This is a genomic window from Microbacterium phycohabitans (genome assembly GCF_032464935.1).
GTDB lineage: Bacteria > Actinomycetota > Actinomycetes > Actinomycetales > Microbacteriaceae > Microbacterium > Microbacterium phycohabitans.
Genome location: NZ_JAWDIT010000005.1, coordinates 1 through 21134 on the forward strand (window position 1 = coordinate 1; position 21134 = coordinate 21134).

At 70.7% G+C, this 21134-nt stretch carries 16 protein-coding genes and 1 tRNA gene; 2 read left to right on the top strand and 15 right to left on the bottom strand.

All coding sequences use genetic code 11. The annotated features are described in order from the left end of the window. Positions 1–239 precede the first annotated feature (239 nt). From nusG to gabT, 8 genes are all read right to left on the bottom strand, one after another. The gene (gene nusG, locus RWH44_RS13480) at positions 240–1370 is read right to left on the bottom strand and encodes a transcription termination/antitermination protein NusG (RefSeq protein ID WP_316004972.1); all 1131 of its coding nucleotides are present in this window, start codon (positions 1368–1370) and stop codon (positions 240–242) included. A gap of 60 nt (positions 1371–1430) precedes the next feature. Continuing rightward, positions 1431–1706 carry a preprotein translocase subunit SecE gene (secE, locus tag RWH44_RS13485; RefSeq protein WP_298873780.1) on the bottom strand — a complete coding sequence of 92 codons (276 nt, stop codon included), beginning with the start codon at positions 1704–1706 and terminating at the stop codon, positions 1431–1433. A gap of 42 nt (positions 1707–1748) precedes the next feature. Then, a tRNA-Trp gene (locus RWH44_RS13490) sits at positions 1749–1821 on the bottom strand. Between the two features lie 171 nt (positions 1822–1992). Then, positions 1993–3354: an NAD-dependent succinate-semialdehyde dehydrogenase gene (locus RWH44_RS13495; protein ID WP_316004973.1), complete on the bottom strand. Its 1362-nt coding sequence runs from the start codon at positions 3352–3354 to the stop codon at positions 1993–1995. Positions 3355–3389: 35 nt separating this feature from the next. Further along, entirely contained in the window at positions 3390–4949 is a 1560-nt protein-coding gene (locus tag RWH44_RS13500; protein ID WP_316004974.1) for an APC family permease, read from the bottom strand. Next, positions 4946–5827, bottom strand: coding sequence for a universal stress protein (locus tag RWH44_RS13505; protein WP_316004975.1), 882 nt, complete (start codon positions 5825–5827; stop codon positions 4946–4948). The genes RWH44_RS13500 and RWH44_RS13505 overlap by 4 nt, the downstream gene beginning before the upstream one ends. After that, positions 5824–7284: a flavin monoamine oxidase family protein gene (locus tag RWH44_RS13510; RefSeq protein ID WP_316004976.1), complete on the bottom strand. Its 1461-nt coding sequence runs from the start codon at positions 7282–7284 to the stop codon at positions 5824–5826. Before RWH44_RS13510 ends, RWH44_RS13505 begins: the two co-directional genes overlap by 4 nt. Positions 7285–7372: 88 nt before the next feature. Next, the gene (gene gabT / locus RWH44_RS13515) at positions 7373–8722 is read right to left on the bottom strand and encodes a 4-aminobutyrate--2-oxoglutarate transaminase (protein WP_298873792.1); all 1350 of its coding nucleotides are present in this window, start codon (positions 8720–8722) and stop codon (positions 7373–7375) included. A 92-nt stretch (positions 8723–8814) separates the two neighbouring features. On the opposite strand from gabT, the gene RWH44_RS13520 reads away from it, so the two are divergent. Beyond that, positions 8815–10356, top strand: a complete 1542-nt coding sequence (locus RWH44_RS13520) for a PucR family transcriptional regulator (RefSeq protein ID WP_316004977.1) — start codon at positions 8815–8817, stop codon at positions 10354–10356. Positions 10357–10724: 368 nt separating this feature from the next. Here RWH44_RS13520 and RWH44_RS13525 read toward each other — a convergent pair whose 3' ends face one another. From RWH44_RS13525 to RWH44_RS13545, 5 genes are all read right to left on the bottom strand, one after another. Next, a complete protein-coding gene (locus RWH44_RS13525) occupies positions 10725–11852 on the bottom strand; it encodes a LacI family DNA-binding transcriptional regulator (RefSeq protein ID WP_316004978.1) in 1128 nt (375 codons plus the stop codon). A gap of 9 nt (positions 11853–11861) precedes the next feature. Further along, positions 11862–13736, bottom strand: a complete 1875-nt coding sequence (locus RWH44_RS13530; RefSeq protein WP_316004979.1) for a glycoside hydrolase family 3 protein — start codon at positions 13734–13736, stop codon at positions 11862–11864. 105 nt (positions 13737–13841) lie between these two features. Further along, a complete protein-coding gene (locus tag RWH44_RS13535) occupies positions 13842–14741 on the bottom strand; it encodes a carbohydrate ABC transporter permease (RefSeq protein WP_316004980.1) in 900 nt (299 codons plus the stop codon). An 11-nt stretch (positions 14742–14752) separates the two neighbouring features. After that, the gene (locus tag RWH44_RS13540) at positions 14753–15700 is read right to left on the bottom strand and encodes a carbohydrate ABC transporter permease (RefSeq protein ID WP_316004981.1); all 948 of its coding nucleotides are present in this window, start codon (positions 15698–15700) and stop codon (positions 14753–14755) included. Between the two features lie 4 nt (positions 15701–15704). Beyond that, positions 15705–16967, bottom strand: a complete 1263-nt coding sequence (locus tag RWH44_RS13545; RefSeq protein ID WP_316004982.1) for an extracellular solute-binding protein — start codon at positions 16965–16967, stop codon at positions 15705–15707. Between the two features lie 638 nt (positions 16968–17605). On the opposite strand from RWH44_RS13545, the gene RWH44_RS13550 reads away from it, so the two are divergent. Further along, positions 17606–18307, top strand: coding sequence for an endonuclease domain-containing protein (locus tag RWH44_RS13550; protein ID WP_316004983.1), 702 nt, complete (start codon positions 17606–17608; stop codon positions 18305–18307). Between the two features lie 232 nt (positions 18308–18539). Here the strand turns inward: RWH44_RS13550 and RWH44_RS13555 are convergent, their stop codons facing one another. Together RWH44_RS13555 and RWH44_RS13560 are read right to left on the bottom strand one after the other, a co-directional pair. Further along, positions 18540–19145 carry a TetR/AcrR family transcriptional regulator gene (locus tag RWH44_RS13555; RefSeq protein ID WP_316004984.1) on the bottom strand — a complete coding sequence of 202 codons (606 nt, stop codon included), beginning with the start codon at positions 19143–19145 and terminating at the stop codon, positions 18540–18542. Positions 19146–19215: 70 nt separating this feature from the next. After that, positions 19216–20835 (bottom strand): glucoamylase family protein, encoded by a 1620-nt coding sequence (locus RWH44_RS13560; protein ID WP_316004985.1) that lies wholly within the window; start codon positions 20833–20835, stop codon positions 19216–19218. Positions 20836–21134: the final 299 nt, after the last annotated feature.

The following is a 21134-nucleotide window of genomic DNA, read 5'->3' on the forward strand; positions in this document are numbered from 1 at the left end:
GGCGCGGGGGGGCGTCGGGCTGCGGGCCGGTGCGGCGGGCGCGGTGAGCCGGTGCGGCGCGGCGGGGTGTGGCGGGGCGCGGCGCGGCGGGCGGCGATAAACGCCGTTCGCGCTGAGACACGGTCCGGTGCCGCGTGTCTGGGCACAAACGGCGTTTATCGGCGCGAGATCGCGGCGCGGAACGGCGAACGCCCCGCGCGGCCGGGGCCGGGCGGGGCGTTCGCGGGACGCGCGGGGCGTCAGACCATCTTGGTGACCTGGTCGAACGACAGCTCGACCGGGGTCTCGCGCTCGAAGAGCGAGACGAGGACCGTGAGCTTGCCGCTCTCGGGCTTGATCTCGCTGATCGTGCCGGGAAGACCCGCGAACGAGCCCTCCTTGATCGTGATCGTCTCGCCGGCCTCGAAGTCGACCTCGGCGGGGATGACGCGCTGAGCGGTCGGGGCGCCCTTGGCCGCTCCGGCCTTGGCGGGAGCGGACTCCTTCACCTCGACCAGGCTCTTCAGCATGGTGAAGGCCTCCTCGAAGCGCAGCGGGGTCGGGTTGTGGGCGTTGCCCACGAAGCCGGTGACACCGGGGGTGTGACGCACGACCGACCAGGTGTCTTCGTTGAGGTCCATGCGCACCAGCACGTAGCCGGGGATGCGCACGCGGTTGACCATCTTGCGCTGGCCGTTCTTGATCTCGACGACGTCCTCCATCGGGACCTCGACCTGGTAGATGTCGTCCTCGACCTCGAGCGTCGACTTGCGCTGCTCGATGTTGGCCTTCACCTTGCGCTCGAAGCCGGCGTAGGAGTGGATGACGTACCACTTGCCCGGGAGCGAGCGCAGCTCGGCGCGGAACGCGTCGTAGGGGTCGGCGTCTTCGTCGTCGGCGGAGTCGGCGTCTTCCGGCGCCTCCGCGGCGTCGGCGGGCGACTCGGACGCCTCGGCCTCGTCGACCACACCGGCGGCCGCGTTGACCTCGTCGACGAAGTCCTCGTCGAGCACCGGCGCGTCGGGCTCGCCGTTGACGTCGGGACCGTCGTAGGGGGTGACCTCGTCGGCGGCCTCGGCGGCCTCTTCGGCCTGCTCCTCGGCCAGGGAATCGGTGAGCACCTCGGCTGCGGCCTCGGCCTCGCTGGTCTCGTCGATCTCGAGAGCGTCGTTCACGATCGCGTCCGCCTCCGGGTCGGTGATGTCGATGTCGCCGAGATCGGCGTCGTCGGTGTCGGTCTCGTCGTCGACGATGTGGACCGCGGTGTGCTCGGCCGAGTCGGAGGCGCGCTCCTGGGACTCGAGAACGTTGCCCTCCTGGGCCTCGTCGTCCTCGCTGGACTGCTCCGCGGCCGTGGCCCAGTCGGCGTCGTCGACATATCTTTCAGACACTGTGATCTCTTCCGTTCAGAGGCGGCCGCTCTTGGCGCCGCGCGTCCGCCCAGACGCCGGTCAGGCGCCGGCGGTACCGGGGACGCCGAAGACGGCGGTGGTGATCCACACGAACAACACGTCGAGGCCGTAGACGATCGCCATCATCACGACGACGAACCCGAGGACGACGGCGGTGAACTTGATCAGTTCCTGCCGCGTGGGGGTGACGACCTTGCGCAGTTCCGCGAAGACCTGACGAATGAAGAGGGCGATCCGCGCGAAGAAGTTGAGCTTCTTCTCGCGGGGCGCGCCGCGGTCTGCGACGACCTCGCCCTTCGCCTCGTCCTGCGTCATCGAACCACCTAGGTCTCTGTCTGTGCCAGCGTGCGCTGTGCGCAGGGCGGACAGGAATCGAACCTGCAACCTGCGGTTTTGGAGACCGCTGCTCTGCCAATTGAGCTACCGCCCTAAGATCCCGAGGGATCCAGGATGCGAAACCGGCGCGCTTCCGCCTGGAATTCCTCGGGGAGGGATGCCGCGTACCCGAGGGCACAGCGAAAGAATGCAGATTTCGACTGCACTCCCCAGTCTATGCCATGTCCCCCGGCCTGGCGAACCGGACCGGGGGACGAGGCATCGATCAGATCGTGCGGATGAGCTTCTTGTTCACGAACTCGTCCGCGGCGAGCAGTCCCATCTCGCGCGAGGTGCCGCTGCGCTTCACGCCGCCGAACGGCAGTTCGGGAGAGTCGGCGAGCACGACGTTGACGTAGACCATTCCGGCCTCGATCTTGTCGGCGATGCGCTGGGCCTGCTCGGCATCCGTCGTGAAGACGTAGGACCCCAGTCCGTAGCCGGTGTCGTTGGCGAGCTCGACGGCCTCGTCTTCGCTCGAGACGCGGTAGACCGTGCCGACGGGGCCGAAGAACTCCTCGCCGTACGCGTCCATGTCCTTCGTGACGCCGGTGAGCACCGTGCCGGGGTAGAAGGCGCCGTCGCGCCTGCCGCCGACCTCGACGGTGGCGCCCTGCGCGACCGCGCGCTGCACCTGCTCGTCGAGGCGCTCGGCCGCGGTGAGCGAGGACAGTGGACCGAGCACCGTGTCATCGGCGAAGGGGTCGCCGACCTTCGCCTCGCCGAGCGCGGCGGTGAACTTCGACAGGAAGCCGTCGTAGAGGTCGTCCGCGACGATGAAGCGCTTCGCGGCGTTGCACGACTGGCCGTTGTTGTCGAGGCGCGCGTCGACGGCGGCCTGCACCGCGGCATCCAGGTCGTCGGTCGACAGCAGGATGAACGGGTCGGACCCGCCGAGCTCGAGGGCGACCTTCTTGAGGTTGCGGCCGGCGATCTCGGCGACCGCGGCACCGGCGCGCTCGGAGCCGGTCACCGACACGCCCTGCACGCGGCGGTCGGCGATGATGGTCGCCGCCTGGTCGTTGGTGGCGCGGATGTTGACGTAGGCGCCGTCGGGAAGTCCCGCATCGCGGTAGATCGCCTGCAGCGCCTCGGCCGACTCGGGGCACTGGGGTGCGTGCTTGAGCAGGATCGTGTTGCCGACCGCGAGGTTCGGGGCGGCGAATCGCGCGACCTGGTAGTACGGGAAGTTCCACGGCATGATGCCCAGCAGCACGCCCAGCGGCGAGCGGCGGATGACCGCGGTGCCTTCGCCGAGGATGTCGAGCGGGGTGTCGCCGGTGATCTTGTCGATGTTGTCGGCGTAGTACTCGGTGATGTCGGCGGCGAAGTCGACCTCGCCGAGGGCCGCCTCCAGCGGCTTGCCCATCTCGCGCACGATGATCGCCGCGAGCTCCTCGCGGCGTTCGCGGTGCAGCTCGGCTACGCGCCGGATCGCGGCGGCGCGGTCGGCGGGCGCGGTGCGCGACCACACGCGGTACCCGTCGTGAGCGGAGGCGATCGCGCTCTCCACCCCGGCGTCGGTCAGGGTGTCGTACTCGGCGAGGGTCTCGCCGGTGGCGGGATTGACGACGGCGTAGTCGCTCATGATGCTCCTTTTCGTTTCGTTGTCAGCTGGTGCGGTCAGACCGCGCGGCGGCGGCGGGCGCTGGCGGGCGCTTCCCGTCCCAGGGTCTCACCGCGGAAGAAGGCGGGGCTCGCGATGCGCTGCGCGATCATCAGCACGATGCCGACGACGATGATCACGACCGTGATGACGAACACCAGACCCACTCCCCCGATCTGCGAACCGGATCCGTAGTCGGGGTTCGCGCTGTCGATGAGGGTCGTCACGAACAGCACGGCCAGGATGACGCCACCCACCAGCGGCGCGAGGAGGGTGAGGAAGACGTTGCGCACCGAGTCGAACCACTGCTTGCGGAAGTACCAGACGCAGGCGAACGCGGTCAGGCCGTAGTAGAAGCAGATCATCGCCCCGAGCGCCGTGATGGTGTCGGTCAGCACGTTCTCGCTCAGCACGCGCATGATCGCGTAGAAGGCCGATGCGACGATCGCCGACACGATCGTGGCGTACCCCGGGGTGAAGAAGCGCGGGCTGACCTTCGCGAACTTCCGGGGCAGGGCGTCGTAGTGGGCCATCGCGAGCAGCGTGCGCGCGGGACCGACGAACGTGGCCTGCAACGAGGATGCCGAACTGGTCAACACGGCGAGCGAGACGAGGAAGGCCAGGGGCCCGAGGATCGGGCCGGAGAGGTGGAAGAACACGTTCTCCTGGATGTCCTCGTTGCCCAGCCCCAGCTCCCCCGTGCCGTTGCCGGCGAACATCAGCAGGGCGACGGCGATGAACAGGTACAGGGCGACGATCAGGAACACGGTGACGGTGGCCGCGCGCCCGGGCGTCTTGTCGGGGTCCTTGGTCTCCTCGTTCATCGTGAGGATGACGTCCCACCCCCAGAAGATGAAGATCGACAGCGAGAGTCCGGCCGCGAACGCGCTGAAGGAGTCGACCTCGAACGGGTTGAACCACGACGCCTGGACGGGGCTCGCATCGAAGGCGTTGCCGTTCATCATCTCGATGACGGCCGCGCCCGCGAACACGAGCAGCACGAGGATCTGGAACCCGACCAGGCCGTACTGCAGACGCTGCGTGGTCTGCAGGTCGCGGTACGACACGATCGTGGCCAGCAGCATGAAGAGCAGGCACACGGCGACGTTGACGGGCACGATCCGCGTGATCTCGGCGATGTCCGGGTTGCCGGAGATCTGGGCGATGAGCAGGAACAGGAAGTCCACCGCGATGCCGGCGAGGTTCGACAGCACGATGACGGTCGCTGCCACCAGCCCCCACCCGGCCATCCAGCCGACCCAGGGCCCGAAGGCGCGAGCCGCCCAGGTGAACGAGGTGCCGGCATCCGGCATCCGGGAGTTCAGCTCACGGTAGCCGAGCGCCACCAGGAGCATCGGGATGAAGCCGACGAGGATGATCGCCGGCACCTGGAAGCCCACCGCCGAGACGGTGGGGCCGAGGGCGCCGGTGAGCGTGTACGCCGGGGCGATGGTCGAGATGCCGATGACGACGGCGCCGATCATGCCGATCGAGCCGACGCGCAGGCCCTTGTTCGAGATGCCGGTGGTGACGGCGGCGTCGGGTGCGGGGCTCGCGTCGTTGCGAGGGCTGGTCATGAGGAGGCCTCCGAGGTGCGGGGCACCACGATCATGGGGACGGGCAGGGCGCGCAGGATGCGGCCCGCGGTGGAGCCGAGGAACAGACGCCGCGGCTGGGCGAGGCGACTGGAGCCGACGAGGGCGATCTCGCCCGGCTGCCACTCGAGGCGCGAGACGGCGTCTTCGATGTCGTCGCCGGTGCCGACGACGGCCTCGGCCGCGATCTCGTCGGGAAGGGAGGCGCGCACGGTGTCGAGGACGCCCGCGGCGTGGGTCTGGCCGGTCAGTCGCGTCAGGCCCGCGTCGACGCGGTCCGGGAGGTCGACGCCCGCGAGAGAGAGCAGCCGCAGCGGCGCGTGGGAGCGCCGCGCGACGCCGATCGCGGTGTCGAGCAGCGTCTGGGCCCCCGGTCGGGTGCCGATGGCGGCGGTGATGCGCGGCAGCCCCGCGGCCGGATCGATCTTCCGCGCCCCCTCGGGCGCCAGCGCGACCGGGACGGGCGCGGAGTGGACGAGCTCCTCGGCGGTGGTGCCCAGGCGGTGACGACCGCGGGGCCCACCGGCGCCGGTCCCCACGACGATTACCCCGGCGTCGAACTCCTCCGCCGCCGCGACGAGCCCGTCCGACACGGCCTGCGCGTAGCGGACGTGACCCCGGATGCGGGACGGGTCGCCGAGTCGCGCGAGGGCGTCGCGGAGCCAGCCGCGGGCGGTGTCGGCGACGAGGCGGTCGTAGCTCGCGGCGGAGGGGATCGAGACGTTGTTCTCGGGCGAGGGCAGCACGACCACCGCGTGCACGGGAGCGCCGAGCGCCGCCCCGAGACGCGCGCCGAGGGCGAGCGCATCCGCGCCGGCGTCGGTCGCGGTGTACCCGACGACGACGCGGTCGCCGGTCATCCGCGCGTCCGTTCGAGGATCTCGTCGGCGGCGCGGTGGCCCTGACGGATTGCGCCGTCGACGTGCTGGTACCCGGCGCCGGCCATGTCGCTGCACGCGAGGTGGATCGGCCCGACGGGCTGACGCTGATCGGCGCCGTAGCGGTGGAGCCCGCCCAGGTCGAAGCTCGCGGCGTACGCCCCGCGGGTCCACTCCTCGGTGCCCCAGTCGCTCTCGTAGTAGACGACCGGGTTCTTCGCCTCGGGACCGTAGTAGTGCGAGAGCGACTCGAGGATGCGCTCCTTGCGCTCCTCGGCGCTGAGGCGGAACAGGTCGTCGGCGTTCTGGTCGGACACGAAGCCCACCAGGGTGCCGCGCTCGTCGCCGTGGTTGGTGTTGTCGTACGCCTCGTGGCACAGCTCGTAGGGGCTGAACGCGGTGCCCGACAGGCCCTTCTCCCGCCAGAACGGCGTCTCGTAGACGGCGTGCACCTTGATCACGAAGCCCATCGAGATGTGCTGGTGCATCTGGTGCTGCAGGCGCGGCATCGGCGGCTCGAACGAGATGCGCGAGTAGAGCACGGGGGCGAGGGCGAGGATCGCGAAGCGCGCGCGCACGGTCACGCCGTCGGCGATCACGGTGACGCCCGTGGAGGAGGCGGTCGCCGCCTCGACGCGAGCGGTCAGGGCGCGCAGATCGTCGACCCGCTGACCCGTCGCCGCGTTCGCGACGCGCTCGGGTGCGACGGAGGCGTCGCCCCAGACGATGCGGCGCACCGGCTGATTCAGCAGGACGTCGTCGCCCAGACGCTCGGCGAGCAGCTCGGGCACCTGCTGGAGTCCCCCCGTGACGCGCTTGTCGAGGATGAAGTCGGCGTCGACGAGGTGGGAGTACGAGCCCGCGGATGCCGCCATGAGCAGCGACTGCAGGAGCGAGAACGTGTGCGTGGGCTTGGTGAGCATCGCGGAGCCCGTCGCGAACGCGAGGTTGCGCACGGCCTCGTCGTCGTCGGTCTGCTGACGCAGCCAGGCGTCCCACGAGATCTTGTCCCACTCGGCGGCGCGGGGGTGCTCCCACGGCTTGTCGGGGTCGATCTCGGCGACCATGGCATCCAAGCGTGCGGTGATCTCGTCGATGACCTTCTCGGTCTCGGGTGCGACGGGGAACATCTCCCCCGTGAAGCGCTTCGCCTCGCCGTCGGGGCCGACGTACACGCTGTCGCCCTCGCGGTAGCGGCTGTAGGTGGACAGGCCGAGGTCTGCCACGGTGTCGATGAGCGCGGTCTGGTCGGGAGAGACCCACTGACCGCCGAGCTCGAGCATCGCGCCGTCGATGACGTCGGTCCACAGGCGTCCGCCCACGCGATCGCGGGCCTCCAGGACGGCGACCGACAGGCCGGCCTTGCGCAGGTCGTTGGCCGCGGTGAGACCGGCGGCGCCGGCCCCGATCACGACCACGTCACGGGTGATGTCGTCCATGGGCACTTCCTTCGTTGTGTCGTTCACGTCTTCGTGGGTGGCCCCGACGGCGGCGGAGTTCGGGTCGACGCCGCCGCCGGGACGCATGTCAGCTGCGGGCGAGAGCGGCCGCGACGACGTCGAGGCCCTCGTTCAGCAGGTCGTCGCCGATCGACAGCGGCGGGAGGAATCGGATGACGTTGCCGTACGTGCCGCACGTGAGCACGATCACGCCCTCGGCGATGGCGGCCTTGGCCACCGCGGAAGTGAGGGCGGCGTCGGGCGCTCCCGTGGTCGGGTCGACGAACTCGGCGGCGATCATCGCGCCGTGGCCGCGGACGTCGCCGATGCGCGGGTCGCTCTGCTGCAGGGCGTGCAGGCGCCCCTTCAGCACGTCGCCGATCTCGCGGGCGCGCTCCACGAACCCCTCGTTCTCGAAGGCGTCGATGGATGCCAGAGCCGCGGCGCACGCGATCGGGTTTCCGCCGTAGGTGCCGCCCAGACCGCCCGTGTGGGTGGCATCCATGATCTCGGCACGGCCGGTGACGGCCGCGAGCGGGAGGCCGCCCGCGATGCCCTTGGCGGTGGTGACGAGGTCGGGGACGATGCCGAAGTGCTCGCTGGCGAACATCGCGCCGGTGCGGGCGAAGCCCGACTGCACCTCGTCGGCGATGAAGACCACGCCGTTGTCGCGGCACCAGTCGACGATCGCGTTGAGGAAGCCGTCGGCGGGGACGATGAAGCCGCCCTCGCCCTGGATGGGCTCGATGATGACGGCGGCGAGGTTCTCGGCTCCGACCTGCTTCTCGATGACCGCGATCGCCTTGGCCGCGGCCTCGGGACCGGTCAGACCGTCGCGGAAGGGGTACGACAGCGGAGCGCGGTAGACCTCGGCCGCGAACGGCCCGAAGCCGCTCTTGTACGGCATGTTCTTCGCCGTCAGCGCCATGGTCAGGTTGGTACGGCCGTGGTAGCCGTGGTCGAACGCGACGACCGCTTGGCGCTTGGTGTACTTGCGCGCGATCTTGACGGCGTTCTCGACCGCCTCGGCGCCCGAGTTGAACAGCGCGCTCTTCTTGGCGTGATCGCCCGGAGTGAGGCGGTTGAGGGCCTCGGCCACCGACACGTAGGAATCGTACGGCGAGATCATGAAGCAGGTGTGGGTGAAGGCGGCGACCTGCTCCTGCACGGCCTTCACGACCGCGGGGTGGGCGTTGCCGACGCTGGTCACGGCGATGCCCGAGCCGAGGTCGATGAGCGAGTTGCCGTCGGCGTCGACGACCACTCCCCCTCCGGCGGCGACCGCCTGGATCGGGACGGTGTGACCGACACCGGATGCCACGGCGGCGGCCTTTCGCTCCAGCAGCTCCTGCGAACGCGGGCCGGGGATGGCGGTGACGATGCGGCGCTCCTGGGCGAGGGACGGACCGCCGACGAGGGGAAGGGTGTCGAGGCTCATGGCGGTGATGCTACGGACGCCGCGCCGCGAGCCGCACTCTCCTGCCTGTACAGTCGCAGGCGCCGTCGTATACGAGTCGTACAGGAGCTGTCATGGCCGACACCACCCCCGCCCCGCCCAGCCTGCGCGCGCTCCTGTCCCGCCGCGACCTGCACCTGCGGCTCGTGGCCGACGACGACCTGGCTCCCGGCATCCTGGATCGCCCCGTGCGATGGGTGCACTCGAGCGACCTCGCCGATCCGACGCCCTTCCTCAGCGAGGGTCTCGTGCTGCTGACCACCGGCACCCAGTTCGGCGAGGCCACCGCCGCCGACTACGACGCCTACGTCGGCCGTCTGATCGCGCGCGGCGTGCAGGGCCTGGGCTTCGGCACGGAGGTCGTGCGCGACGGCATCCCCGCTCCCCTCGTCGATGCGTGCCGACGGGCCGGGATGCCGCTGTTCGAGGTGCCGTACCGCACGCCCTTCATCGCCGTGGCGCGGGCGGGTGCCGAGGCGATCGCCGCCGACGCGTACGCGCGTCGCAGCTGGTCGCTCGCCGCCCAACGCGCGGTGTCGCTCGCCGCGCTGCGCCCCGACGGTCTCTCGGCCACGCTCGCCGAGCTCTCGCGACAGCTCGACTGCTGGGTGGGGCTGTACGACGCGGCGGGAGCGCTGCGCACCGCCTTCCCCGCGGGCGCCCTGCCCGCCGCCGCCGCCGACGCCCTCGCCGCGGAGGTCACGACGATGCTGCGCCGCGGCACGCGCGCCGCGGGATCGCTCGACGCCGGCGGTCGCGCCGTGAGCGTGCAGACGTTGGGACGTGGCGGGCACCTGCGCGGCGCGCTGGCCATCGAAGCCTCCGATCTCGACCACGAGGCCCGGAGCGTCGTGACCGCCGTCGTCGCCATGGCCGCCCTCGCGCTCGAGCAGCAGGACGGCCTGGGTCGGGCCATCGGCACCTTCCGCGCGGGTCTCGTGCAGTCCCTGACGACCGGCGACCCGACCCTCGCCCGCCGCTCGGCACGCGATCTGTTCGGCCCGCTGCCGACGGCTCCGGTCGTGGTGGCACTGACGCCGCCCTCGGCTCTCCGGTCGACCGCGCTGACCGAGTGGCTCGAGACTCGCGCGCACGAGCAGCGCGGCGAGCTGTTCTTCGGTCGCGGCGACGACGGGGTCGTGCTGGTGGTGCCCGCGTCGGCGCGGTCGCCGCTGGAGGCGATCGCCGAACGCTTCGAAATGGTCGTGGGGTGCTCGGCCCCGACCGGTTACGACGAGTTCGCGCGCGCCCTCACCCAGGCACGCACGGCTCGCGACCGTCTCGGAACCCCGGGCGTCGCCGACTTCACCGACACGGCCCGCGCGGGGCTGCTCGCCGCCCTCGGCTCCGAGGCCGCCCACGCCGTGGCCGTCGGCGCCCTCACGCCGCTTCACGCTCACGACCGGGCCCAGGGCTCCGCCCTGCTCGTCACGCTCGACGCGTGGCTGGCCCACGACTGCTCGCACGAGGCCACGGCCCAGGCTCTCGGCATCCATCGCCACACCGTTCGCGCCCGCATCGCCCAGGCCGAGCGGGTCCTCGGCCGCGACCTGTCGTCGTTCGCCGCGCGCGCGGAGATGTGGGCCGCCCTGCGACTGGCGGAGGAGGGCCGGTAGGGGCCCTCCGGCGGAGGGGGGGTACGTGCCGTCCCGCGGAGTTCTTCTCCGACACGCCGCCCCGCGGCATCCCCCACCGGCGTGTCACCAACGGACTCCGCCCGACGGCACGGCCCGACTCCACCACCCGGGAGTCGGAACCGTCCCGCGGAGTCCTTTCCCGACACGCCGCCCCGCGGCATCCCCCACCGGCGTGTCACCAACGGACTCCGCCCGACGGCACGGCCCGACTCCATACGGGAGTCGGAACCGTCCTGCGGAGTTCCTCTCCGACACGCCGCGGGTACGGCATCCCGAGTCGGCGTGTCGTCCGGGACTCCGCCCGACGGCGCGCGCGAGGCGCCCGACCCGGGAGCGGGCGGATGCCGTCAGCAGCCGCAGCTACCGCGAACCAGCAGCCGCGGCTCGAACACCACGTCGAAGGCCCCACCGGCGGGGGCGGCACCGGCCGTGCCGGCGAGGATGCGCGCTGCTGCGCGACCCATCGCCTCCATCGGCTGCCGGACGGTCGTCAGCGGCGGAGAGGTCAGCCGCGATCCGAGCGTGCCGTCGAAGCCGGTGACGATCACGTCGTCGGGGACGCGGAGGCCCTCGGCGGCGAGGACGTCGAGGAGGGTGAACGCGTTCTGGTCGGTCGCGCAGACGAAGGCCTGCGGCATCCGCCCCTCGGCCAGCAGCGCGCGCACCTGCGGGACGAGCTCGTCGTCGCCGCGCACCGTCGCATCGACGAGGTCGGCGCGGGGGCGGATGCCGCGCAGCTCCAGTTCATCGACCATGGCGTCGCGCCGCTCGACGGCATCCGTGGCCTCCAGACGCCCGACGAAGGCGAGATCGGTCGCTCCGTGATCGTCGACGAGGTGGGCCACGAGCGCGCGCATCCCCCGCGCGTTGTCGACGCGGACGCGGTGGTGGCGATCATCGGCCGGCGACGCGCTGAACAGCACGATCGGAATGCTCAGCGAGTGCCGGGCCAGGGTGGGCGCCGTCTGCGGCGACGGGAACACCGCGAGTCCATCGACGCGCCCGACGGTGTCGGCGACCGACACATCGGCATCCGATCCGCTGCTGAGCATCACCGGACGACCCAGCGCCCAGCACTCCAACTCGAACCCGCGCTGCACCTCGTCGACGTAGAGGGGGAACGCGCGCGGGTCGGAGAGCACGTCGTCGTCCGTCTGGTCCCAGGGGATGACTCCCCCGACGCCCAGCGACGGCGACTGCATCCCGCTCAGGGGCTGGGCGAGGGGGTCGGCCCGTTCGAGCAGAAGGTCGAAGGCGTGCAGACCGAGGGTTCCCGTGCGCCCGTGCGCAAGGCCCCGAGCGGCTGCGCTGGGGGCGTACCCCAGCCGCCGGGCCGCGTCGAGAACGCGCTCGCGCGTGGCGTCGCTGAGCTTGTCGGGCCGTCGGAACGCGAACGACACCGAGGCGATTGAGACGTTCGCCTCCTGGGCGACGTCGTACACGGTCGGTCGACGCGCCGACTGCCCCTCCGCCATCAGACCGCCCTACTCCCTCTGCGCCGTGCTCGCGAGCGTCCGCAGCTCCAGCCCGTGGTGGACGGGGAAGACGGGATCGCCGGTGTCCGACGGTACATCCTCGCGCGACGAGCGCACGGCATCCATCGACCGCGGGATCTCGATCGGGAGCCGCCCCCGGGGCAGCACGCGCCCCGTCAGCGCGTCGAGGACGGCGCGCGCGGAGCTGCCGTAGTCGGCGACGATCGCGGCGGCGTGACCCACGAACGGGGTGAGGATCGCGGGGCGGTCGAGGTTCACGACGATCACGAGCGGACAGGATGCCGCGATCGTGTTGAGGCGGTACACCAGCCCCGGCGCGAACTCGAGGGAGCCCTGGTGGAACCACGCCTCCAGGAAGAGGTCGTCGCGCGGGTCGAAGGGCGCGCCGATGCGCACGACGGCCAGGTCGGCCTCGCCCGGATTCGTCACGACCCGGCCCAGTTCGGCGACGTCGTCGGGGCGGAAGCCCTCGACGTAGACGGCGGACACCGGCCGCAACGGCAGCACGGGCGCCCCGTCGCGCTCCTCGTTGACGAGCACCGTCAGCGACCGGGCCTGGGCCTGCTCGCCGAGTGCTCGGAAGTCCGCGTTGCCGACGAGGCGCTCGGCCTCGTCGACGTCGACGTACGGGTCGTCGAAGAGACCGAGGGCGAACTTCACCCGCAGGAGGCGCCGCACCGAGGCGTCGATCCGCTCCTCCGACACACGACCCGAACGCACGAGGTCGAGGAGCATCTCGACGCACTCCTCCCCTCCGAACTGGTCACTGCCGGCATCCAGGATCTTCTCCATGCGCTCGACGGCGGTGAGGTGCTCGACACCCCACGCCCGCGCCGGGAGCACCTGGTCGCCGACGTGGTTGTCGTTCACGAGCTCCCAGTCGGTGACCACGACACCGTCGTATCCCAACTGCTCGCGCAGCAGGCCCGTGACGATCTGGCGGTTGTAGCCGAAGCCGACCTCCTCGATCGGCTCGCCGCCGACCTCGAGCCCCACCGGCATCCCGTAATACGGCATCATCCCCGCGGTGCCGCGTCGGATCGCCTCGCGGAAGGGCTCGAGGTGGTAGTCGAACATGCCCCCCGGGTAGACCTGTTCGCGGCCGTACGGGAAGTGCGCGTCCTCGCCGCCGAGCTGAGGCCCCCCGCCCGGGAAGTGCTTCGTCGTGCACGCCACGCTGTCGGGGCCGAGCTGGTCACCCTGGAACCCCTGGAGATAGGCGGCCGTGAATTCGGTGACCCGCGCGGCATCCTGCCCCAGGGTCTGCGCCTGTCGGCCCCACCGGGGCTCGGTGGCGAGGTCGATCTGCGGGTGCAGAGCGGCGCGGATGCCGACGGCGACGTACTCGCGCCGTGCGACCTCGGCGAAGGCGCGCACCGTCTCGACGTCATCGAGGGCGGCGAGCCCCAGCCCCTCGGGCCACTGCGAGAAGGGCCCTGCCGAGAACGCCACACCGGTGTTCTCGACGAAAGCATGACGCGGATCGGTGCTGATGGTGACCGGGATGCCGTGCGGCGTCGTCTCGGCGAGAGCCTGAAGGTTGTTGTTCCACGTCGCCACCTGGCGGGCCGTGCGGATCGCGTGCACGTTGAAGTGGTTCATGTTCTTGTGCACGACCACCGTGGTCGTCGGCGACTTCGAGATCTTGCCGGGCGCTTCGAGCAGTTCTCCGTCGTCGCCGACCTCGATGACGGTCTGGAACATCAGGCCGACCTTCTCTTCGAGGCTGAGGCGCGCGACGAGGTCGTCGGTGCGCTCCTCGACGCCGAGCGTCGGATTCTCGTACGGGTCCATCACGCCGTTGCCGTTCAGGTCGCGGAAGCGCGTCCCGTCAGGGGCGGTGAGGAAGCGGGCGGAGGTCATGGGGGAATCCTTTCGAGGCCCGCCGGTGCGGGGCCGGGCCGGAGAGCGGGGGTCGGGCCGAGGGCGGCGTCGGGCGGGTCGCGGCAGCGCGAGCCCGCCCGAGCCTCACTTCAGACCGGTCGAGGCGATGCCCTGGATGAAGTAGCGCTGCAGGAAGACGAACAGAAGGATGATGGGCGCGATCACCAGCACGGAGCCCGCGAGCAGGAGGCCGTAATCGGTGGCGTTCTGGCCCGTCGAATACAGCGACAGCGCGACGGGGAGGGTGTATTTCGCCTCCGTCTGCGCCGCGACGAGCGGCCAGAGGAAGTTGTTCCACGAGGCGAGGAAGGTCAGGATGCCGAGGGTCGCGAGCGGCGGTCCGCACAGCGGCATGACGATCCGGGCGAAGATACGCAGCTCGCCCGCTCCGTCGATACGCGCGGCCTCCAGGAGTGGATCCGGGATGCCGAGCATGAACTGCCGCATCAGGAACACGCCCAGCGGAGTGGTGACGAACGGCAGGATCAGCGCCGCATAGCTGTCGACCAGGCCGAGCGAGGAGACCATGACGAACAGGGGCACGAAGGTGACGACGCCGGGGACCATCAGGGTCACCATGACCACCACGAACAGCGCCTTCTTGCCGGGGAAGTTCATCTTCGCCAGGGCGTAGCCGACCATCGAGCAGAACACGAGGTTGCCGGCGACGGTGAACAGCGCGACGACGATGCTGTTGCCGAAGAATTGCCCGAAGTTCAGCTGACCGAACCAGGCGCCGAAGTTCTCCCACGTGAACTCCTGCGGCCACCAGGTCGGCGGACGCTGCAGGATCTCCCGCTGCGTCTTGACCGAGCCCAGCAGCATCCACGCGAAGGGCAGGATCCACACCAGCAGGCCCACGACGAGCACGGTGTAGGTGAGAGCGCGACCGGGGGTGAGCCGGTTCTCCGCGCGGCGACGGCGGGGCGGCGTCCCGGTGGCGTCGACGACAGCGGCCGGGGCCGCGGGGGTGGTGAGCGTCATGGCATCCTCCCTCAATCCTTCGCCCGCAGAACGCGGAACTGCACCAGGCTGAGCAGCGCGATCGCGAGGAAAAGCAGGTAGCTGGCGGCCGATGCCGTTCCGTACTCACCGAAGCCGAACTGCTTGAACGTGTAATAGGCCACCGAGAGGGTGGAGTTCAACGGACCGCCCTGGGTCATCACGAAGGCCTCTTCGAAGAACTGCAGGAACCCGACCGAGATGAGCACGGCGCCGAGCAACAGCGTCGGACGCAGGAGCGGCAGTGTCACGGAGGTCAGGCGCCGCCACGACGAGGCGCCGTCCATCAGGGCGGCCTCCTTCACATCGGTGGGGATGGCCTGAAGGCCCGCGAGGAAGATGACCATGAGCGTGCCGACATTGCGCCACACCGCCATCGCGATGAGCGAGGGAAGAGCCGTCGAGGTGTCGTTGAGCCAGTCCGGGCCCTGGATGCCGACGATCGCCAGCGCCGAGTTGAGCAGCCCCTCGGGCTGCAGGATGTAGCGCCACACCACCGCGACCGCGACGATGCTCGTCACGACGGGGGCGTAGAAGCCCACCCGCAGCACCGAGACGATGCGCCCCTTACTCGCGTTCAACGCGAGGGCGAGGGCCAGCGCGAGTGCCATGGTCACCGGGATGCCGACGACGACGAACGTCGCGGTCACCCCCAACGAGGTGAGGAAGACGGGGTCGGAGAGGACGCCGACGTACTGCTCGAGTCCGACGAAGTTCACCGCGAAGGGCGAGCGGATGTCGCGCGCCGTGAAGTCGGTGAACGACATCGCGAACGATCCGACGATCGGCACGACCATGAACACCGCGAACACCGCGACGAACGGCAGGGCGAAGCCCCACGCGACCCATCCCTGGCGCCGGCGGCGGCTCGACGCCCCGCCGGCGCGGGCGCGGCCGGGGGCCGGAGCCCGCCCGGTCGCGCCCACGACTGCCTGCGTCATGGTCTCAGCCCAGACCCAGCTGGTCGGCGGTGGCCTGGAGCTCCTTCAGACCGTCGGCCGGCGACTGCTGGCCGAGACGGATCTTCTCCAGCATCGCGTCACCGGCCGCGGCGACCTGCACCCACGTGGTGACGGCGGGCACCGACTTGGCTGTCTCGAGCTGCGTGCCGAAGGCGGCGAGGGTGGGCGATGAGGCCAAGGCGTCGGACTTCCAGGCGTCCTGAACCGCGGGCAGGTCACCCGTCGCCTCGTACCAGGCGGCCTGCGTCTCGGGTTCGGTCAGCCACTGCACGAGCTTCCACGCGCTGGCGGCATTGTCGCTGTTGTCGAAGACCGCGAGGTTCGCGCCGCCGCTGAAAGAGGTGGACGACTCCTTCGCGGGCAAGACGGCGGTGGTGAACTTGTCGCTGAAGCCCTCGCCGCCGAGCTCCTCGAGCGAACCGATGAGGAACGGTCCGTCGATGAGCATCGGGGTCGAGCCCGAGACGAAGTCGGCCTCCTGGGCCCCGGCCGAGCGGTCTGCGGCGGGATTGGCCACGCCGTCGGCGTAGAAGCTCTGGTAGTACTCGAACGCCTCCGCGGCCTCGGGGGTGTCGAGGGTCCACTCGGACCCGTTCTCGAGTTCGGCACCGTTGGACCACGGCATCCACACGTTGCCCTGGAAAGAGTCGTTGCCGGCGGGGAAGCGGATGCCGTAGTCGGCACCGCCCTTGGCCTGCATGTCCGTCGCCATCTGCTTCAGGTCGTCCCACGTCGTGGGAGCCGAGGTCCAGCCGGCCTGAGCGGCGATGTCGGTGCGGTAGTAGAGCACACGGGTGTCGACGTACCAGGGCACTCCGGTGGCGCGGTCATCGATCATGGTCGAATCCACGGCGCCGGGGAAGATCCCGTCGGTGGACAGGTCGGTCGGCACGGTCTGCAGCGCATCGCCGAAGTCCGCCATCCAGGTGGATCCGACCATGGCCAGGTCGGGGGTGTTGCCGCCCGCGATGGCCGTCTGGAACTTGCTGTAGGCGGCATCCCAGGGCACGGGGGTGACCTCGACGGTCACGCCGGGGTTGGCATCCTCGAACTGCTTCACGAACTCGGGCAGTGCCTCACCCTCGGCACCCATCGCCCACATCGTCAGAGTGCCCTCGGCCTCGGCGTCGCCGATCGTCGATGCCTCTGCGGCGCCGGAGTCGGAGTCGGACGCGCGTCCGCAGCCGGTCAGCGCGATCGCCGCCACCGCAACGACCGCCACGGCGCTCCATCGGGTCATCTTCATCGTGTTCCTCCTCGAACCGGGGCACCCGCCGTCGGGTGCCGAATGCAACGTCGTGGGTGAGTTTAAGCGCATAACCTCTGGTTTGCAACCGGCGCGTCGGGGGCGGGGGGCGGGCGGGTCGCCGGGCAGCGGGCCGGGCAGCGGGTCGCCGGGCGGCGGGTCGCCGCGCGGTAGCCGGGCCGTCAAGCGGAGTCCCGAAACGACACGCCGCCGGCACGCGCACCGCCGCGGCGTGTCACCGCCCGACTCCGCACGACGGCACGCCGCCCGCCCGCGTCCAGCCGCGGGCGCCGGACGGCAGGCCCGGGCAACGGGCCGTCGGGAGGAACCCGGGCCGTCGCGCGGAGTCCGGAGACGACACGCCGCCGGCACCCGCACCGCCGCGGCGTGTCACCGCACGACTCCGCACGACGGCACGCCGCCCGCCTCACCTCGCCCGTCCTCCCCACCGGGGGAATCCGCCGCGTCATCCACACCTGACGGAAGAACGCCGACGCGCGGCCAGCCGCCTCGACGACGCTGGGGCGATGTGCACGTCCTCGATCCGCACCCGCGCGGAGCTGCTCTCCCGGGGAATGACCCGCCGGGCGATCGACACCGCCCTGCGCGGCGGAACCCTCGTCCGCCTCCGACGCGGGGTGTACGCGGATGCCGACACCTGCGAGCCCATGATTCGTGCGGCCCTGCTCGGCGGCTCGCCCGCGTGTGTCACTGCCGCACGACACCACGGCCTCTGGGTTCTGACCGCCTCGGAACCGCTGCACATCAGGCTGAGGCCACACGGGCATCGGCACGGGACCGCGGACGTGGACCACTGGGACCATGATGCCCGCGATGCATTCGGCCTTCCGCCGGTGACGCAGACGCTACGGCAGATCCTTCGATGCCGAGGAGTCGAAGACTTTGTGGTCGCTCTGGAATCAGCGCTGCATCAGAAGAAGATCCGACCCGCTGATCTGGCCTGGCTCGAAGAGAACACGAACAAGCAGGCACGCGAGGCGATCGCCTTCGCCCGCCATGACGCGGAGAGCGGCCTGGAGACCCTGGTCCGATGGCGCCTCCGCGGGTGGGGCATCGATGTGCGGACGCAGCAGGACATCGTGTCGGTCGGCCGAGTCGATCTCGTCATCGGCGAACGTCTGATCGTCGAGGTCGACGGCGTCGAGAACCACGCCGGCGCCGACCACCGACACCGGGATTTGGTCCGCGACGCACATGCCGCAGCGTGGGGATTCGTCACCCTGCGATTCGACTACGCCATGGTGGTGCACGACTGGCCGACGGTCAAGCTCGCCATCCGCGCCCACGTCGACCGCGGGTTGCACCTCGCGAACCCCTGACAGCCACACGGCATCCCACCGAATGTCGCCGACCCAACGCACGTCCGTCCAGCACCCGTCGAGCCTTCGGATGGAGCCCTCCCCCTCGCGCCCGCCCCACCCGTACCGTCACGCGGAGCCCACCGCCGACACGCCGCCGACCCGGCATCCGGACACGGCGCGCCCCGACCAATTCCGCCAGACGGCCCGCCGCCATCCGAGGTCGGGCCGGCGACCAGTGGATGCCGACGGCTCAGGGAGAAGGCCGCAGGTAACCGCGCACGAACTCGGCGAACAGGGCGGACATGTCGACCGACTCGTCGAGCAGCCACTGCTGCTGCAGGCCGTCCATCACGGCGCCCAGCAGACGCGCCGCACGGGCGGGATCGATGTCGGCGCGCACCTCGCCCGCGGCCTGACCCGCGCGCAGGAGTTCGGCAGCGGTCTCGGCGCTCCGACGGTACCGCTCGGCGAACGCGTCGTGCGAGGGGTGGGCGGGATCGCCCGCCTCGGCGACGACGAGTGTGTACAAGGACGTGAGGCCCCGAGTCGTGGCGTTGTGCGCGACGACCTTCTGCATCTGCTCGATGAGCCCGTGCTCGTCCGGGTCACCGGCGGCAGCGCGCACCCGCTCGTCGCGCTGGCGCAGCACCTCGGCGAAGAGTTCCTCCTTCGAGGCGAAGTGGTGCAGGAGCCCCGCGGGCGTCAGCCCGACGCGCGCCGCGACCTCGCGGAGCGACCCGGCGGTGACGCCCGAGCGCCCGAACACCAGGACCGCCTCGTCGACGATGCGCTGACGCGTCTGCTGCCCCTTGGCGTAACTCCCGCGGCGAGCGCGGGGCGCGGGTGCGTCGGTCATCGGCATCCTCTCCCCGGGCGCGACGATGCCCGGCACCCCTCGGGACACCGGGCATCGAGCGATCGAGACGTCAGGGACGCGATGCGCCCCACGACGAGCCGAAGACCTGCTGTTCGATGGCGGGCCGGAGGTTCTGCTCCATCCTGTCATCGACCATGTAGTCCTTGAGGGAGTCGTCGGTCAGCGCGTTGCCGATCGCGGCCATGATCATCGACTGGTCCAGCGACAGGTAGCGCTCGGCGACCGTGTCGCTCGTGACGGCGACGGCGTCGTAGAAGCCACCCGGACCGTAGGCGCCGAGTTTCTTCTCGATTCCGCGGAGGTTCTTGAGGACCCCCTGCCGGTCGTACGGCAGGGCAAGGAACGCCGCGTGCGGGGTGACGACACCGTCGCCGAACGTCGGGTCGGGGTTCGTCCCCTCCGTGCAGCCGGGGCGGTCGATGTCGACATCGGTCTTCTCGGCATCCGAGGTGTATCCGTCGGAGCGGATGCCGGCGATGTCGACGCCGTACTCGCTGTAGCCGCCGAACGGGTTGCTGGCGGGCGAGAAGCCCCAGTAGCCGTAGCCGGCTTCGTTCAGGCCGTGTCGCTTCTGCACCTCGACGGTGATGGGGTGATTCACGCCCCACGAGCGCGGACCCCATTCAGCCTCGGGGATGAGCAGGTCGGGCATGAGGGCCTCGAACATGCTGCCGCCCCAACTCGGCACGAACGACATGCCGTCGTAGGAATACACGCCCTCGTAGACGTCGACGCCGTCGTACTCACGGTTCTCGCCGGTGGGAAGCTGCTCCTGCCAGGCCCAGTCGCAGCCGGCGGGCATCGTGCGGTGGGTGCCGTACAGACCGGATGCCGGGATGGAGCCGTCGGAGATGCCGAGATACGTCGCGATGCGGCTCTCGCTGACGGTCGTGTCGTAGTGGTGGCACGTGTAGAACGCCTGCTCGCCGCTGCCGTTGTACATGGGGGCCTCGACCGCGCAGCCGTCACCGGGAGGGGCCTCCCAGAAGCCGCCGCGGTTGGTGCCGGCCGGAAGGCCCGCCGCCCCGGCGGTGTCGAAGAACGCCGAGAAGTCCATCGACTCGTACAGCGCATCGGCGCGGTCGGAGAGCGTGGGCTCCGCCTCGCGGACGATCCGCAGCCCCGCGGCGAGCCAGCCGTTGTCGACGGTGCTGAGGAACGGGTGGATGACCTCGCCCGAGGTGGGGAAGGTCTCGAGCTTGGCCCCGGTGTCCGGCGCGTACCAGTTGTAGTACATGCCGCTGCCCTCGTTGCGCTCCATCGTCTCGAGCGTGGAGACCGTCGCGGTGAGGCGCTCGCGGGCCTCACCGGCATCGATGATGCCGAGGTCGCGCGCGGTCACCGTCGACCAGAGGTAGCCGCCGATGTTGGTCGGCGAGGTGTATCCGGATGCCGTGGACTCATCGAGCGTCCCGCCGATGTTGTCGTCGGGCAGACCGGTGTTCTCGTGGGCCATCGCGGCGAGAGAGGTCCAGGTGTCTTCGGCGTAGCGGGCGAGGTCGCGCGCGCCGGGACCGGCGTGAGCGGGTGGACCCGCGTGGCTGGGCAGCCCCGCATGGCCGGGCGGACCGGGCTTCTCGGGCGGCGCGGCGACGGCCGGGGCCGACGCGGCGAGACCGCCCAGGACGAGACCGACGACGGCGGTGGATGCCGCGAGGGTGTGCTTCATGACTGGCTCTCCTCATCGAAAGCGCTCCGGGGGGATGGAGCTCACTGGTCAGAAACCTTACACACGTTAGGTTTTAGGTCAACCCCGTTCGAGATCGAGCCGTCACGGACCGTCCCGCGGATTCCGACCCGACACGCCGCCACCACGGCATCCGGAACCGGCGTGTCGCCCACGACCTCCGCCCGACGGCGCCCCGCACGACCGCGCCGCCCACCGCCCCACCGCCCGACCGCCCCACGACGACACGGGGCAGACCGCCCGCCGCACAGCCGCCCACCCCACGACGACACGGGTCCGCA